The organism is Streptomyces sp. MK7 (genome assembly GCF_032658145.1).
In the GTDB taxonomy this organism is placed as follows: Bacteria; Actinomycetota; Actinomycetes; order Streptomycetales; family Streptomycetaceae; genus Streptomyces; species Streptomyces spiralis.
In genome coordinates this window covers 452564-468321 of sequence record NZ_JAVACL010000001.1, presented here as the reverse complement: position 1 = coordinate 468321, position 15758 = coordinate 452564, and the positions used below count along the sequence as shown (strand labels likewise).

Sequence of the window (15758 nt, the reverse complement as noted above, 5' to 3'; positions counted from 1 at the left end):
TACCGGGGCCGTGCGACGCTTGCGTACGACCCCGGCACGCGCCGGAGATCTCACATCTGGGACATTTCTCTATGCGTAAGAAGACGTTCGCCGCGGCAGCGCTGCTCGCCGCCGCCACGCTGACCCTCTCCGCCTGCGGCAGCGGCGACAACAGCAAGCCCGCCACCTTCGTCTCCGAGGAGACCTCGCACAAGGCCGCGACGGTCCTCGACCAGCCGTTCGACAAGCCCGATCTGGTGCTCACCGACACCCACGGCAAGAAGTACGACCTCCGCAAGGAGACCGCGGGCCGGCCCACGCTGCTGTACTTCGGCTACACCCACTGCCCCGACATCTGCCCGCTGACGATGAACAACCTGGCCGTCGCCAAGAAGGCACTGCCCAAGGCCGAGCAGGACAAGCTGCGGGTGGTGTTCGTGACCACCGATCCCGGCCGCGACACCCCGGCCGAGCTCGGTACCTGGCTCAAGGGCATCGACGCCCAGTTCATCGGCCTGACCGGTGACTTCCCCACCATCCAGGCCGGGGCGCGCAGCGTCGGCATCAGCATCGAGCCGACGAAGAAGGACAAGAACGGCAAGCTCGTCTCGGTGCACGGCACCCAGGTGATGGCCTTCTCGCCCAAGACCGACCGGGGCTATGTGGTCTACGGCGAGGACACCACCGTCGACGACTACACCAAGGACCTCCCCAAGCTCATCAAGGGGGAGAACCCGTGAGGCGCCCGGGTGCCGCGGCCCCCTTCGTCATCGGTGCCGTCCTGGCCGGAACACTCCTGCTGACCGGGTGCGGCGGTTCGGCCTCCGGCTCCGAGTCCGGCGGCGGCAGCGCCGAGCTGTCCGTCGACTCCTCCTACATGCCTCAGCCGGTCTCGGACTCGATGGCCGCCGGTTTCCTGACGATCGTCAACAAGGGCGACGCCGTGGACGAGCTGACTTCGGTCACCAGCGACGCCGCCGGCGACGTCACCGTGCACGAGACCGTCGGCGGGGCGATGCGCCAGGTGGACCGTCTCGCCGTCCCCGCACACGGCCGGCTGGTGTTCCGCAGCGGTGGGAACCACCTGATGTTCGACGAGCTCAAGCGCAAGCCCGAGCAGGGCCAGACGGTCACGGTCGACCTGCACTTCGCCAAGTCCGGCGACCTGAGGGTTGAGATGCCGGTGAAGTCCGCCACGTACAACCCCGCGACCGGACACTGAGGGAGGGACCGCCTTGACGCAGACCACCGCCCCCCGCATCCGGACCCTGGTGCTGCTGCTCCTCGCCGTCACCGGCATGCTCCTGGCCGGTGCCGGACCCGCCTCCGCGCACGCCGCGCTGACCGGCAGCGACCCCCAGCAGGGGGTGGTGGTCGACAAGGCACCCACCCAGGTCTCGCTGACCTTCTCCGAGAAGGTCGCCATGAACGACGACTCACTGCGCGTCCTCGACCCCAAGGGCGCGCGCGTCGACACCGGGAACCCCGCCAACGTCAGCGGCACCACGTACGCCGTCCGACTGCGCGCCGGGCTGTCCGACGGCACCTACACCGTCACCTACCAGGTGGTCTCCGCCGACAGCCACCCCGTCGGCGGCGCCTACACCTTCTCCGTCGGCGCGCCCTCCAAGACCTCGGTCGCGGTCGGCGGCCAGGAGGTGGGCGGCGGAATCGTCGGCCTGCTGTACGGGCTGGGCCGCTACGTCTCGTACGCCGGATTCATCGTCCTGGCCGGCGGCGCCGCCTTCGTACTGGCCTGCTGGCGGCGCGGAGCCGGGGTACGGGTGCTGCAACGGCTCGTCGTCTCCGGCTGGGTGGCGCTCACCGCGGCCACGCTCGCGCTGCTGCTCCTGCGCGGCTCCTACACCACCTCCGGGAAGGTGGGGGACGTCTTCGACCTGGACCTGCTCGGGCAGGTGCTCCAGACCAAGACCGGCGCCGCCCTCGTCTCCCGGCTGCTGCTGCTCGCCGCGGCGGCCCTGTTCGTGGCGGTGCTCTTCGGGGCCCACGAGAAGCGGGACGACGAGGAGAAGCGCGATCTGGCCTTCGGGCTCGCGATCGGCGGCACCGTGGTCGCCGCCGGCCTCGCCGCGAGCTGGGCGATGGCCGAGCACGCCTCGGTCGGCCTGCAACCGGGCATCGCGATGCCGGTCGACGTCGTCCATCTGCTGGCCGTGGCCGCCTGGCTCGGCGGGCTCGTCGCGCTCCTGGTCGCGCTGTACGGGGCGCCCGCGGACGCCCCGGTCGAGGCCTCGGCCGTACGCCGCTTCTCCCGCGTCGCCTTCGGGTCCGTGCTCACATTGGTCGCCACCGGCACCTACCAGGCCTGGCGTCAGGTCGGCACCTGGTCCGCACTGACCGGCACCCGCTACGGGCAGCTGCTCCTGGCCAAGATCGGGCTCGTGCTGCTGCTGGTCGGGCTCGGCTGGTTCTCCCGGCGCTGGACGGGACGGCTGGCGCAGACGGCGACCGGGGCCGTGACCGAGGCGGAGACGACGGGGCGTACGAGCCCTGCCGTGGAGGGGACGCAGGAGGCGGAGCGGAAGGAGACCGCGGCCGTACGCAAGGGTGCGACGGGCGCGGCGAGCTCCGCCGACGGCGACTCCGGGGGGACGAGCTCCGCCGACGGTGACTCGGGCGGAACGCGCTCCGCCGAGGGCGACTCCGGCGGCGACTCCCGGCGGGCCGCCCAGCTCGCCCGGCAGCGGGCCGCCATGGACGCGGCACGGCAGAAGCGGCTGCGTGACGCCGATCCTCACCGGTTCGGGCTGCGCCGCTCCGTGCTGGCGGAAGCCGGTGTCGCCGTCGTGCTGCTGGCCGTCACCACCGTGCTGACCCAGACCGAACCCGGCCGCACCGAGGAGGAGGCCAAGGCCGCCACGACCTCCTCGGCGGCTTCCTCGAACTCCTCCTCGTCCTCCGCGGGGGCGGTCACCCTCGACATGACCTTCGACACCGGCGGCCAGAACGGCAAGGGCGTCGTACGGCTCGACATCGACCCCGCGCGGGTGGGCGGCAACGAGCTGCACGTCTACGTCCAGCGGCCCGACGGGCAGGCGTTCGACATCCCCGAGGTCAAGGTCGCCTTCACCCTGACCGCGAAGAAGATCGGGCCGCTGCCGGTGGCCCCCGACCACATCACCACCGGGCACTGGGCGGCGAGCGGAGTGCAGATCCCCATGGCCGGCGACTGGAAGGTCGCCGTGACCGTGCGGACATCCGACATCGACCAGGTGACCGTCACCAAGAACGCGCAGATCGGCTGAGCACCACGATGACCGAACAGTCCAGCCCGAAGGCCCGCCCCAAGGCCTCCAAGGCCGCCACACCCGAGGGATCCAAGGCCGCCGTGCCCACGGCCTCCAAGGCCGGGACCAAGGCCTCGAAGGCCATGCCCGAGCCGGCCGTCCCGGGCCTGCCCCGGCAGTCCGCCTCCGAGGAGAACGGCTCACCCGCCGCAGCCACCCCGCTCACCTCGCTCGGCTCGAACCGGGCGATGTTTCACGGGAAACATCAGCCGGGCATCACCGACGCCCTCCAGGCCCGTGGCCACCTCGTCGCCTTCGACCTTGCGGCAGGCGCGGGCCGCAAGGAGGCAGCCGCGCTGCTGCGCCGCTGGTCGGCGACGGCCGAGCGGCTGATGGCGGGCGAGCCGGCCACGCACGACGACACCGACGTCGCCCGGGACGCCGGTCCCTCCTCGCTCACGATCACCTTCGGCTTCGGCCACAGCTTCTTCGACCGCACGGGCCTGGGGAAGCAGCGGCCGGCCGCCCTCGACCCGCTGCCCGACTTCTCCTCCGACCACCTCGACAAGGCCCGCAGCAACGGCGACCTCTGGGTGCAGATCGGTGCCGACGACGCACTGGTCGCCTTCCACGCCCTGCGCGCGATCCAGAAGGACGCGGGCAGCGCCGCCCGGCTCCGCTGGCAGATGAACGGCTTCAACCGCTCCCCGGGTGCCACCGCGCAGCCCATGACGGCCCGCAACCTGATGGGTCAGATCGACGGCACCCGCAATCCCGAGCCCTCCGACGCCGACTTCGACCAGCGGATCTTCGTCCCCGCGAACGGCGAGCCGGCCTGGATGGCGAACGGCTCCTACGCCGTCGTACGCCGCATCCGCATGCTCCTCGACGACTGGGAGAAGCTCTCGCTCACCCAGCAGGAGAACGTCATCGGACGCCGCAAGTCCGACGGCGCGGCGCTGAGCGGGGGCACCGAGACGACCGCCATGGACCTGGAGAAGACGGGCGAGGACGGCTCCTATGTCGTCCCGATCAACGCCCACGCCCGCATCACCCGGCCCGACCAGAACGGCGGCGCCGCCATGCTCCGGCGCCCGTTCTCCTACCACGACGGCTTCGGCGCCGACGGCACCCCGGACGCGGGCCTGCTGTTCATCTGCTGGCAGGCGGACCCGCTGCGGGGCTTCGTGCCGGTGCAGCGCAAGCTGGACCGGGGTGACGCGCTGTCCCAGTTCATCCGGCACGAGGCGAGCGGACTGTTCGCCGTGCCGGGCGGGGCGGCCAAGGGCGAGTACGTGGGGCAGCGGCTGCTGGAGGGATGAGAGCCGTCCTCCGAGGGAGGGTTCGCGTCCTCCACAAGGGAGGGCGCGGTGGGTCACCCATGGGAGGGGCGCACATGAGACACATGGGCCGAGTCCGGTCAAGGCCATTAGGGTGAGGACATGCCAGCGAGCTATGCGTATCTCGGCCCCGAGGGCACCTTCACCGAGGTGGCCCTGCGTACGCTTCCCGAGGCGGCCACCCGGGAGTTGGTCCCGTACGTGTCGGTGCAGTCCGCGCTGGACGCGGTCCGCACCGGTGACGCCGAGGCCGCGTTCGTGCCGATCGAGAACTCCGTCGAGGGTGGCATCACCACGACGCTCGACGAGCTGGTCGCGGGCCAGCCGCTGATGATCTACCGCGAGGTACTGCTGTCGATCACCTTCGCGCTGCTGGTCCGGCCCGGCACCAAGCTGTCCGACATCAAGACGGTCACCGCCCACCCGGCCGCCCAGCCGCAGGTGCGCAACTGGCTGAGGGCCAACCTGCCGGACGCCGTGTGGGAGTCCGCCGCCTCGAACGCGGACGGCGCGCGCCTGGTCCAGGAGGGCCGCTACGACGCGGCCTTCGCCGGTGAGTTCGCGGCCGAACGGTACGGGCTGGAGCCCCTCGAGACGGGCATCCACGACGCGGAGAACGCGCAGACCCGGTTCGTGCTGGTCGGCCGGCCCGCCCGGCCCGCCGCGCCCACCGGCGCGGACAAGACCTCCGTCGTCCTGTGGCAGCGCGACGACCACCCCGGCGCCCTGCGCGATCTGCTGGGCGAGTTCGCCTCCCGTGGCATCAACCTCATGCTGCTGCAGTCCCGGCCGACCGGCGCCGGCATCGGCAACTACTGCTTCTGCGTCGACGCCGAGGGCCACATCAGCGACCGCCGGATGGCGGAGACCCTGATGGGCCTGAAGCGGATCTGTCTGCAGGTGCGTTTCCTCGGCTCCTATCCGCGTGCGGACATCGGGGTGGCGGACGTACGGCCGCCGTCCACGGGGACGTCGGACGGGGAGTTCACGGCGGCGGCGGACTGGGTGGCACGCTGCCAGGACGGCCGTTTCTAGCCGCTTCTGACCGAGTGCGACCGGTCCTACCTGCAGATCTTCGTTATCCACAGAAGTTATCCACAGGTGCCCTGATCGACCTGGGGACAAGTCGACACCACGCAGCGACCCGGTCGACAAATCGCCCTACGGCTCGCAAGCCGGGCCATCACCCCGTAGGTAACCCTTCGTCCACCCGTTTCCTTCGGTTCATCTCTTGGGGCGACCCCTTTCCACCCGAAAGTGGGTGTCAGGCCGGTTTGTACTGGGAATTCTTCCTTCCGGCCGACGCTTCCGGAGTGATCAATTCCGGAGTCCACAGATCTTGCACACAGCCTGTGGATAACTTTCCGGAGGACGTGGATCCCTGTGGACAACACAGGCGCCAAGTCCCGTTCCGCACAAGGAAATCCAGTCAACCAGGCATCCGCGACCTGCCCCCTTCCGGGGAGCAGAGCATCTCTTTATTGACACACTGCGCAATTCATCCATAACGGTGCGTACGGCCGTGTACGGCATCGAGACGCGCGGTTCGGAATACAGGGTCGTGAGCGGGAACGCCGCACCGGTAGCCTTGACCGCGTGATTGACCTTCGCCTGCTCCGTGAGGACCCTGACCGTGCGCGCGCTTCCCAGCGCGCCCGTGGAGAGGACGTCGCGCTCGTCGACTCCCTCCTGTCTGCCGACGAGCGGCGCAGGTCGTCCGGCGTCCGCTTCGACGAGCTGCGCGCCGAACAGAAGGCGCTGGGCAAGCTCATCCCCAAGGCCACCGGTGACGAGAAGGCCGAGCTGCTGAAGAAGGCGAGCCAGCTCGCCGCCGACGTCAAGGCGGCCGACGCCGAGCGCGACGCGGCGGACACCGAGACCCAGGAGCTGCTGCTCCAGCTCGGCAACCTCGTGCATCCCGACGTGCCCGTCGGCGGTGAGGAGGACTTCGTCACACTGGAGACGCACGGCACGATCCGCGACTTCGCCGCCGAGGGCTTCGCACCCAAGGATCACCTGGAACTCGGTCAGCTCCTCGGCGCGATCGACGTGGAGCGCGCAGCGAAGGTGTCCGGTTCGCGCTTCTACTTCCTCACCGGTGTCGGTGCCCTGCTGGAGCTGGCCCTGGTGAACGCGGCGATGGCGCAGGCCACCGCGGCCGGCTTCACCCCGATGCTGACCCCGGCGCTGGTCCGCCCCCAGTCGATGGCCGGCACCGGCTTCCTCGGCCAGGCGGCCCAGGACGTCTACCACCTCGACAAGGACGACCTGTACCTGGTCGGCACGTCCGAGGTGCCGCTGGCGGCCTACCACATGGACGAGATCATCGAGGCCGAGCGCCTGCCGCTGCGCTACGCGGGCTTCTCGCCGTGCTTCCGCCGCGAGGCCGGCTCGCACGGCAAGGACACTCGCGGCATCTTCCGCGTGCACCAGTTCGACAAGGTCGAGATGTTCTCCTACGTCGCCCCCGAGGAGTCGCAGGAGGAGCACCGGCGGCTGCTGGAGTGGGAGAAGCAGTGGCTGACCTCGCTGGAGCTGCCCTTCCGCGTCATCGACGTCGCCTCGGGTGACCTGGGCTCCTCGGCCGCGCGCAAGTTCGACTGCGAGGCGTGGATCCCCACCCAGGGCAAGTACCGCGAGCTGACCTCCACCTCGGACTGCACCGAGTACCAGTCGCGCCGGCTGCAGATCCGGGTCCGCGACGGCAAGCAGGTCAAGCCGCTGGCCACGCTCAACGGCACGCTGTGCGCCGTCCCGCGCACCATCGTCGCGATCCTGGAGAACCACCAGCAGGCCGACGGCTCCGTGCGCGTGCCCGAGGTGCTGCGTCCCTACCTCGGCGGCCGGAAGGTCCTGGAGCCGGTGGCCAAGTGACCGCCCCTGCTCCCGAGGCCGCCGGCGAGATGTCCGGCGGCCTCCCCTACCGGCTGATCGCGACCGACCTGGACGGCACGCTGCTGCGCTCCGACGAGTCGATATCGCCCCGCACCCGTGAGGCGCTCGCCGCGGCCACCGCGGCGGGTGCCGCCCACATCGTGGTCACCGGCCGTGCCGTCCCCTGGACCCGGCACATCCTCGACGACCTCGGCTACCGGGGCCTGGCGGTCTGCGGCCAGGGCGCCCAGGTGTACGACGCCGAGGAGCAGCGCCTGCTGACCTCGGTGACCCTGGACCGGCAGCTGGCCGGGGTGGCCCTGGCCAAGATCGAGGCGGAGGTCGGCCCGCTGTACCTGGCGGCGAGCCGGGACGGCCTGGACGGCGAGGTGCTCGTCGGCCCCGGCTACGCCCTCACGGGTGCGCTGCCGGCCACTCCGTTCACGGACGCCTCGGACCTGTGGAGCGCACCGCTCAACAAGATCTACGTCCAGCACCCGACCCTCTCCGACGACGAGCTCGCCGACGTGGCCCACCGGGCCGCGGGCAGCTTCGTCTCGGTCACCATGGCCGGCGAGGGCATCGTCGAACTCCTCCCCCTCGGACTGTCGAAGGCGACGGGCCTCTCGCTCGCCGCACGACGGCTGGGCCTGAAGGCCGCCGACACGCTCGCCTTCGGCGACATGCCCAATGACATCCCGATGTTCGCCTGGGCCGCGCACGGCGTGGCCATGGCCAACGCCCACGAGGAACTGAAGGCGGTCGCGGACGAGGTGACGGCCTCTCACGAGGAGGACGGCATCGCGGTGGTGCTGGAACGGTTCCTGGGCTGAACTCTCGGTTCTCGCCGGTTCTCGGGTCTGTGCGGGTCTCGGTCTGTGCGGATCTCGGTCTCTGCGGAGGATGCACGGATCGAACGTGCGCGGGGTCTCACCCCCGACCACGGCTTGAGCCAAGCCGGTGCCTTACCACTCGGCCAATCCTCCGGGTGGGCGGCCCACGCGACAGCGGATCGCGTGCTCGAAGCGGCCGCCCCGGGCAGCTCCCCGTGCGGGGCGGGCTCGACGGAGCGGTGAGGACTACTCCGGAGCCCGCCGCGGGCTGCCCTGTCGGGAGCTGGGCGTACTGCCGTGCATGGACATCGCCACAGCTCCTCTCCCAGAACGTGGCGCCGGCTCGACCCGGCGCTGCGGACTCCACCACTGTGCCGTCCCGGCGCCCACCGTCGCCACCGAATTAAACGCGCACCGAGCGATGGCTCAGCGCCGCCGCCACCCGCGCCGGCGGACCTTGCTGAAGAACCATCCCGCGGGCGGCTCGTCGGACCGCCAGGGCTGCGGTTCGGGTGCCTCGCGGCGCCAGCGGGCGGCGAGCATACGGGCCCGGGCGGACGGCTCGGTGCTCTCGGCGGCCCGTATGAAGTCCGCGTCGAGGACCACGTCGTCCCACCCGTCGCCGGTGGCCCCACGGCCGTCGTGCTCCGGCGTCTCGCCTGCCATCCCGGCCTCCTGGTCGTCCGTCCGCTGTGCCCAGTGTGCGCGCGTGGAGGTGAAACCTCCGTCAAGGCCGGGGTGAGGACCGCCCGGTGACCGGGCGAGGCCTCACTCCTCCCCGGCGAGGGTCAGGGCCCGCAGCTTCTGCCCGGCGTACCAGGTGGCCAGCACGGTCACCAGCACCAGCAGCACCGTCGCCGTCGGCAGCCCGACGTCGGAGGTGACCAGGTCTCCGCCGGCGACCTTGTGCGCCACGGCCAGGGACCACTGCTGGATGCTCAGGGTGCGCGCTCCGGGCACCAGGGAGCCGAACAGTGCCTCCCAGACGAGGGCGTAGACGAGGCCGAAGACCACCGCGTGCCGGGAGACCGTGCCCAGCAGCAGGAACAGGGCCGCGTAGGCGATGGAGGCGACCAGCGCGGCCACCGTGTAGGCCACGGCGATCTGCTGCCCGTTGCCGTTGAGGATCAGCCCGGCGACCAGCGTGGGCACCGCCGAGAAGACCATGGTCACCGCGATCGCCACGATCAGCTTGGTGAGAATGATCGTCGGCCGCTTCAGCGGCTTGGACAGCAGGTACACCACCGAGCCGTCGTCGATCTCCGGGCCGATCGCGCCGGTACCGGCGATGACACCGATGATCGGCACCATGGTGGCGAGCGCGAACCCGCCCAGGACGTTCACCGCCGTCTGGTCGTCGGCGCCGGTGAGCGCGCGGACGACCACCGCGATGACGATCAGCAGCAGCGGCAGCGCGCCGAGGATGAGGGCCCGGCGACGGCCGAGGAGGGCCCGATAGGTGAGCCGGGCGACTGTGGGGTCGTACATATGGGCCTCCTACGCCGCGACCAGGTACGAGAAGACGGACTCGAGGGACTCGTCGGACGGCGAGACCGTGTGCAGCCGGATGCCGTGTTCCCGGGCCACCCGCGGCAGCAGGGCGGTGAACCGACCGAAGTCGACGGCCTGGATGCGCAGCGCGCCCTCGGCGAGGTCGACCTCGATGCCGGACGTCGACGGATCGGCGATCAGCGCGGCCGCGAGGGCGCGGTCGTCGCTGGAGCGCACCAGATAGCGGTGCGGGCGGTCGGTCATCAGACGGCGGATCTTGCGGAAGTCGCCGCTGGCCGCGTGCCGGCCGGCGACCACCACCTCGATGTGCCAGGCGAGCTGCTCGACCTCCTCCAGGATGTGGGAGGAGAAGAGCACCGTGCGGCCCTCGTCGCCCATGCGTCGCAGCAGGTCCATCAGCTGCATGCGCTGGCGCGGGTCCATTCCGTTGAAGGGCTCGTCCAGCAGGAGCAGGGACGGGTCGTGCACGAGGGCGCTGGCCATCTTCACGCGCTGCCGCATGCCCTTGGAGTAGGTGGAGATCTTCCGGTCCTGCGCGTACTCCATCTCGACCGTGGCCAGCGCCTTCTGTGCCGCCTTGGCCCCGAGGCCGTGCAGCTCGGCGTTGGCGACGACGAACTCGCGGCCGGTGAGGAAGTCGTACATCGCCTCCCGCTCGGGGACGACGCCGATGTGCCGGTAGATCTGCTCGTTGCGCCACACCGGCTGCCCGTCGAGAGTGACGGAGCCGGTGGAGGGGGCGAGGAAGCCGCCCATCATGTTGATCAGCGTGGACTTCCCGGCTCCGTTGGGGCCGAGCAGGCCGGTGACGCCGGGGCCGATCGTCATGGTGATGTCGTTGACGGCGACCACGTTGCCGAACCAGCGGGAGACGTGGTCGATGCTGAGGGTCGTCACAGGCCCACCTTCTTGTAGCGGCGCAGCAGGAGGCCGTAGGCACCGGCGATGAGGCCCAGGAGGACGAGGACGTAGACGACGCCTTCTCCGGTGCCGGGGCCGACGGCACCGGGTGCCGCGGAGGTCGCGCCCAGGAAGGCGGTCTGCACGCCGTCGATCAGGGTGACCGGCGAGAACAGGCCGATCCAGGGGATCGCGCCGGTGTTGTTCTGGGCGTCGGCGATGGCCTGGAGGGTGGAGACCGCGCCGTAGGAGATGACCAGCACGGCGATCACGGCCGCTATGCCGAAGCCGCGGCGCGGGGTGACGGCGGCGATGACGAGGCCGATGCCGGCGAAAAGCAGTGAGAGCAGTGCCACGGAGACGAGTCCCTGTGCGAATCCCTTGGTCTGGTCGGCGAAGTCCAGCTTGGCCAGCAGCGCGCCGACGTACAGCACGAGCAGCGGTGCGGCGGTCAGGACGAACATGGCCGAGGCCAGTGCCGCGTACTTGGCGCGGACGTAGTCGGCGGTCTCGATGGGCCGCGAGAAGTACAGCGGCACGGTCTTGAAGCGCAGGTCGCGTGAGACGGACTGGGGTGCCTGCGAGGCGACGTACAGGCTGATCACGCCCTGCATGATGATGGCGTAGCGCGTGTAGTCGACGGGCAGGTCCTTGGCCTTGGTGGCGACCGCGACGGCGACCATGATGGCCGCGGGCACGCACATCACCACGAACAGCAGCATCGGCAGCACCTTGGACTTCACCGAGCGGCCGAGGCCGTAGGCACCGCGCAGGGACTGCGAGTACAGCGAACGGCGGGCGTAGGCACGGCCGAGGCGGGGGCCGTCGTAGGTGCGGTAGCCGATGTTGTGGATGCGGGTCTGGTCACCCGACGGCGTGACGGGTGCGCTCATAGGCTGCTCAACTGCCATGGCCGACCGCCTCCTTCCGCTGTCCGTCGCGCTGTTCGTCGTCCCGGAAGACCTCCGAGATGTGGTGCCGGCGCTGCTCCATGCGCACCAGGCCGAGGCCGAGGTCCGCGATCACGTCCCGCACCAGGTCGTACGTCTCCTCGCCCTGGGCGGTGAGGAGCAGGACGTGTCCCGCGCCCGGCAGGCCGGTGCCGTCCTCGGTCCGCACACCGCGCGCGTGGAGCGCGTCGCGCACCGCGCGGGTGCCGTCCGGGTGCTCGTCGCTGTCGGTGACCTCGATCGCGAGGGTGGTCGTGGTCTGGGTGAAGTCGGTGGTGGAGCTGGACCGCAGGAGCTTGCCGCCGTCGATGACGACGACGTGGTCGCAGGTGCGCTCCAGCTCGCCCAGCAGGTGCGAGGTGACCAGGACCGAGATGCCGAAGTCGGTGTGGATCCGCCGGATCAGGCCCAGCATCTCGTCGCGGCCGACCGGGTCGAGCCCGTTGGTCGGCTCGTCGAGGAAGACCAGCTGCGGGTCGTGCACCAGCGCCTGGGCGAGCTTGACGCGCTGCTTCATGCCGGTGGAGTAGCCGCCTATGGGGCGGTAGCGCTCCTCGTACAGTCCGACGTGGCGCAGCGTGTCCGCGGTGCGCTCGCGCGCGGCGGTGGGCGGCAGGCCGGACATGCGCGCCATGTGGACGACGAACTCGGTGGCCGAGACGTCGGGTGGCAGGCAGTCGTGTTCCGGCATGTAGCCGACGCGTTCGCGGATGGCGGCGCCCTTGGTGGCGACGTCGAGGCCGAGCACCTCGGCGCGGCCCTCCGTGGCGGGGGACAGACCCAGCAGGATCTTGATCAGTGTGGACTTGCCGGCTCCATTGGCGCCGACGAGTCCGGTCACACCGGGTCCGACGTCCACGGAGAGCCGGTCAAGCGCGGTCACCCGGGGGAACCGCTTGCTCAGGCTTTCGGTCGCGATCACAGTCACGTCTTCGACGGTAGTGACCGGCGCCACGCGAGTCGTCAGACCCCAGAGCCGTTTCGGCCTCCACCTCGAGTATTACGGGAACCCTAGGGGTCGCGCCCTGAGGTCTCACGCCAGCGGGTGGAGCCGCGTCCACCCGGCCCTATTGACGACCCGTCTAACAACTGCGACAGTCGCCCACGGCACTCGGCGAAGAGCACTGCGTGAAGGAGAGGTGACGCTGGTGACGTCGCTGAACGGCGCACGGGAACGCCGGGTGCGCACCGGCGGGGTCGAGCTGTGCGTGGCCGAGCTGGGCGACCCGCGGCAGCCGACGGTCGTCCTGGTGCACGGCTACCCGGACAGCAAGGAGGTCTGGTCCGAGGTGGCCGAACGCCTCGCCGGCCCCGGCGGACTGCATGTCGTGCTGTACGACGTCCGCGGGCACGGCCGCTCGACCGCGCCGCGGCCGCTGCGGGGCGGGTTCACCCTGGAGAAGCTCACCGACGACTTCCTCGCGGTCGCGGATGCCGTCAGCCCCGACCGCCCGGTGCACCTGGTCGGGCACGACTGGGGCTCGGTGCAGGCCTGGGAGTTCGTCACCGTCGAGCGCACCCGGGGCCGGATCGCGTCCTTCACCTCCATGTCCGGCCCGTCACTCGACCACTTCGGGCACTGGATCAACGCCCGTCTCAAGCGCCCCACTCCGCGCCGTGTGGGCCAGCTTCTCGGTCAGGGCGCCAAGTCCTGGTACGTGTACCTGCTGCACACGCCGGTGCTGCCGGAGCTGGCCTGGCGCGGTCCGCTCGGCAGAAGCTGGCCGAAGATCCTCCAGCGCGTCGAGAAGGTGCCCGGCGGCGGCTACCCGACCCCGTCCCTGCCTCGGGACGCCGCGCACGGCACCTGGCTCTACCGGGACAACGTGCGCACCCGGCTGCGCAGCCCGCGAACGGACGCCCACGCCCACGCTCCGGTGCAGCTCATCACCCCGGTGGAGGACGCGTTCCTGTCCGAGCGGCTGTACGACGACCTGGAGCGGTGGGTCCCGCGGCTGGTGCGCCGCACGCTCCCTGCCAAGCACTGGATCCCGCGCACCCGGCCCGACCAGCTGGCCGCCTGGATCGCGGAGTTCGTGACCGCCACCGAGAGCGGACGGCCCCGGCCCGCCGCCACGGGGAAGTACGCCGACCGCTTCGCCGGGCAGCTCGTGCTGGTGACGGGAGCGGGCAGTGGCATCGGACGGGCCACGGCGTTCGCGTTCGCCGAGGCCGGCGCGCGCGTGGTGGTGGTGGACCGGGACGCCGAGGCCGCCGCGCGCACCGCCGAGCTGGCCCGGCCGCTCGGCGCGTCGGCCGCCTGGGCGGAGGCCGTGGACGTCTCCGACGGGCAGGCCATGGAGAAGCTGGCCGAGAAGGTCGCCGCCGAGTACGGCGTGGTGGACGTCCTCGTGAACAACGCGGGCATCGGTCTGTCCGGCTCCTTCTTCGACCACACCGTGGAGGACTGGAAGAACGTCCTCGACGTCAATCTGTGGGGAGTGATCCACGGCTGCCGGCTGTTCGGCCGGCGGATGGCCGAGCGCGGCCAGGGCGGCCATGTCGTCAACATCGCGTCCGCGGCCGCGTACCAGCCCTCCCGGGCGCTGCCCGCCTACAGCACCGCCAAGGCGGCGGTACTGATGCTCAGCGAGTGTCTGCGCGCGGAGCTGGCCGGGCAGGGCATCGGCGTCACGGCGGTCTGCCCCGGCTTCGTCAACACGGGCATCACCTCGACGGCACGCTTCGCGGGCGTCGACGCGGAGGAGGAAAGGCGCCGCCGACAGCACGCTGCCCGGCTGTACGGGCTGCGCGGCTATCCGCCGGAGAAGGTCGCCGACGCGATCCTGCGCGCGGTCGTACGCGACGAGGCGATGGTGCCGGTGACACCGGAGGCGCGCCTCTTCCACGCGATGTCCCGTTTCACTCCCCGGGCGCTGCGCAGGCTGGCACGGGTTCGGCCACGGCTGTGAGTCGTGGCCGTGCGGCCTCCGTGAGCAGCCGACTCCGGCGCGACGCCCTCGCTCGGCGGGCCGGTTGTCCACAGAAAGGCCCGTTCGCTTGTGGACAACATGCCTTGGCTGTGGATCAAACCTTTCGGAGCGAAAAGGACCTGCGTGAGGCTCGTCTCTCCCGGCACGCTGGTGGCATGGACGAAAGACGCACCGTGAAGGTGTCGAAGTACCTCTCCAAACACCTGCGCCACCAGCCCGGGAGGATCGGGCTCACGCTGGACGAGCGCGGCTGGGTGGGGATCGACGCGCTGATCGCGGCGGCTGCCGCCCACGGCTTCCCCTTCACGCGCGAGGAACTGGACCAGGTGGTCGCCACCAACGACAAACAGCGGTTCGCGATCGAGGGCGACCGCATCCGCGCCAGCCAGGGCCACAGCATCGACATCGATCTCGGACTGCCCCCGGCAACCCCGCCGTCCTACCTCTACCACGGGACCGTGGCCCGCAGCCTGGAGGCGATCCGCGCCGAGGGCCTGCGGTCCATGAACCGGCACGACGTACATCTCTCACCGGACCGGGAGACCGCGACCCGCGTCGGCGCCCGCCGCGGCCGCCCCGTCGTGCTCGCCGTCGACGCCTCCGCCATGCACCGGGACGGCCATGTCTTCCACGTGAGCGCCAACGGGGTATGGCTGACCAAGGCCGTACCGCCGCGGTACCTGCGGTTTCCCTCGGGTCACTGACCCGGGTCGGGCATGATCGTCGCCATGGACCGCCACCTGCCCACCACCGAGGCCGCCGTCACCGCCTGCCGTGCCATCGCCGCCGCGTACGCACGCGAGATCGAGGTGACCCACGACATCGGCGCCGACCAGACCTCCCGTCGCAGCGCCGCCGGCGTCGGAGTGACCAGCGACCCGGACGGATCGCTCCCGCACGAGGCCTTCATCGAGTTCGGCGGCCTGCCCCGGATCGCCGTGCGGCTCTACCCGGAGGACGACGCACTGATCACCGTCGAGGGCGTCGAGTTCCCCGATCTGCCCCGCGACGACGTCCCCGCCTTTCTCCGCGCCGTCCTGGACGGCATGGCGTACGTCAAAGGGCGGCGCTTCCCGCCCGGATACCGCATGGTCGTGCCCCTGCCCGGCGACCGCACCTACAAGGAGCGCGTCCCCATGATCGGCCTCACTCCGTGGCTGAACAGCCGCGTGCGGTGACGGTTTCACAT

15 protein-coding genes and 1 tRNA gene are annotated in these 15758 nt (G+C 70.9%); 10 read left to right on the top strand and 6 right to left on the bottom strand.

Annotation, left to right across the window (positions count from 1 at the left end):
* Positions 1 to 71: 71 nt before the first annotated feature.
* The 7 genes from R2S09_RS02115 to R2S09_RS02085 all read left to right on the top strand — a co-directional run bounded on the left by R2S09_RS02115 (position 72) and on the right by R2S09_RS02085 (position 8274).
* Positions 72 to 719, top strand: coding sequence for an SCO family protein (locus R2S09_RS02115; RefSeq protein WP_306184480.1), 648 nt, complete (start codon positions 72 to 74; stop codon positions 717 to 719).
* Positions 716 to 1201 carry a copper chaperone PCu(A)C gene (locus tag R2S09_RS02110; protein ID WP_316739427.1) on the top strand — a complete coding sequence of 162 codons (486 nt, stop codon included), beginning with the start codon at positions 716 to 718 and terminating at the stop codon, positions 1199 to 1201. The genes R2S09_RS02115 and R2S09_RS02110 overlap by 4 nt, the downstream gene beginning before the upstream one ends.
* Positions 1202 to 1214: 13 nt before the next feature.
* Positions 1215 to 3245, top strand: coding sequence for a copper resistance CopC/CopD family protein (locus R2S09_RS02105; protein WP_306184482.1), 2031 nt, complete (start codon positions 1215 to 1217; stop codon positions 3243 to 3245).
* Positions 3246 to 3253: 8 nt separating this feature from the next.
* Positions 3254 to 4549, top strand: a complete 1296-nt coding sequence (gene efeB, locus R2S09_RS02100) for an iron uptake transporter deferrochelatase/peroxidase subunit (RefSeq protein WP_316739426.1) — start codon at positions 3254 to 3256, stop codon at positions 4547 to 4549.
* 120 nt (positions 4550 to 4669) lie between these two features.
* Positions 4670 to 5602 (top strand): prephenate dehydratase, encoded by a 933-nt coding sequence (gene pheA, locus R2S09_RS02095; protein ID WP_306184483.1) that lies wholly within the window; start codon positions 4670 to 4672, stop codon positions 5600 to 5602.
* Positions 5603 to 6163: 561 nt separating this feature from the next.
* Positions 6164 to 7441, top strand: a complete 1278-nt coding sequence (gene serS, locus R2S09_RS02090; protein ID WP_306184484.1) for a serine--tRNA ligase — start codon at positions 6164 to 6166, stop codon at positions 7439 to 7441.
* A gap of 29 nt (positions 7442 to 7470) precedes the next feature.
* A complete protein-coding gene (locus R2S09_RS02085; protein ID WP_306184891.1) occupies positions 7471 to 8274 on the top strand; it encodes an HAD family hydrolase in 804 nt (267 codons plus the stop codon).
* A gap of 64 nt (positions 8275 to 8338) precedes the next feature.
* Here the strand turns inward: R2S09_RS02085 and R2S09_RS02080 are convergent.
* The 6 genes from R2S09_RS02080 to R2S09_RS02055 form a co-directional block, all read right to left on the bottom strand.
* A tRNA-Ala gene (locus R2S09_RS02080) sits at positions 8339 to 8427 on the bottom strand.
* A gap of 273 nt (positions 8428 to 8700) precedes the next feature.
* Positions 8701 to 8940, bottom strand: a complete 240-nt coding sequence (locus R2S09_RS02075; RefSeq protein WP_306184486.1) for a hypothetical protein — start codon at positions 8938 to 8940, stop codon at positions 8701 to 8703.
* Positions 8941 to 9042: 102 nt separating this feature from the next.
* Positions 9043 to 9762, bottom strand: coding sequence for an ABC transporter permease (locus tag R2S09_RS02070; protein WP_306184488.1), 720 nt, complete (start codon positions 9760 to 9762; stop codon positions 9043 to 9045).
* A 9-nt stretch (positions 9763 to 9771) separates the two neighbouring features.
* Entirely contained in the window at positions 9772 to 10683 is a 912-nt protein-coding gene (locus R2S09_RS02065; protein ID WP_316739425.1) for an ABC transporter ATP-binding protein, read from the bottom strand.
* Positions 10680 to 11597, bottom strand: a complete 918-nt coding sequence (locus tag R2S09_RS02060; RefSeq protein WP_306184490.1) for an ABC transporter permease — start codon at positions 11595 to 11597, stop codon at positions 10680 to 10682. The genes R2S09_RS02065 and R2S09_RS02060 overlap by 4 nt, the downstream gene beginning before the upstream one ends.
* Entirely contained in the window at positions 11587 to 12603 is a 1017-nt protein-coding gene (locus tag R2S09_RS02055; protein ID WP_306184892.1) for an ABC transporter ATP-binding protein, read from the bottom strand. Before R2S09_RS02055 ends, R2S09_RS02060 begins: the two co-directional genes overlap by 11 nt.
* Positions 12604 to 12784: 181 nt before the next feature.
* Here R2S09_RS02055 and R2S09_RS02050 point away from each other — a divergent pair, with 181 nt between their 5' ends.
* The 3 genes from R2S09_RS02050 (at position 12785) to R2S09_RS02040 (ending at position 15747) form a co-directional block, all read left to right on the top strand.
* Positions 12785 to 14548 (top strand): SDR family oxidoreductase, encoded by a 1764-nt coding sequence (locus R2S09_RS02050; protein ID WP_306184894.1) that lies wholly within the window; start codon positions 12785 to 12787, stop codon positions 14546 to 14548.
* Positions 14549 to 14724: 176 nt separating this feature from the next.
* Positions 14725 to 15273 carry an RNA 2'-phosphotransferase gene (locus R2S09_RS02045; RefSeq protein ID WP_316739422.1) on the top strand — a complete coding sequence of 183 codons (549 nt, stop codon included), beginning with the start codon at positions 14725 to 14727 and terminating at the stop codon, positions 15271 to 15273.
* A 12-nt stretch (positions 15274 to 15285) separates the two neighbouring features.
* Positions 15286 to 15747, top strand: coding sequence for a hypothetical protein (locus tag R2S09_RS02040; protein WP_316739421.1), 462 nt, complete (start codon positions 15286 to 15288; stop codon positions 15745 to 15747).
* Positions 15748 to 15758 lie beyond the last annotated feature (11 nt).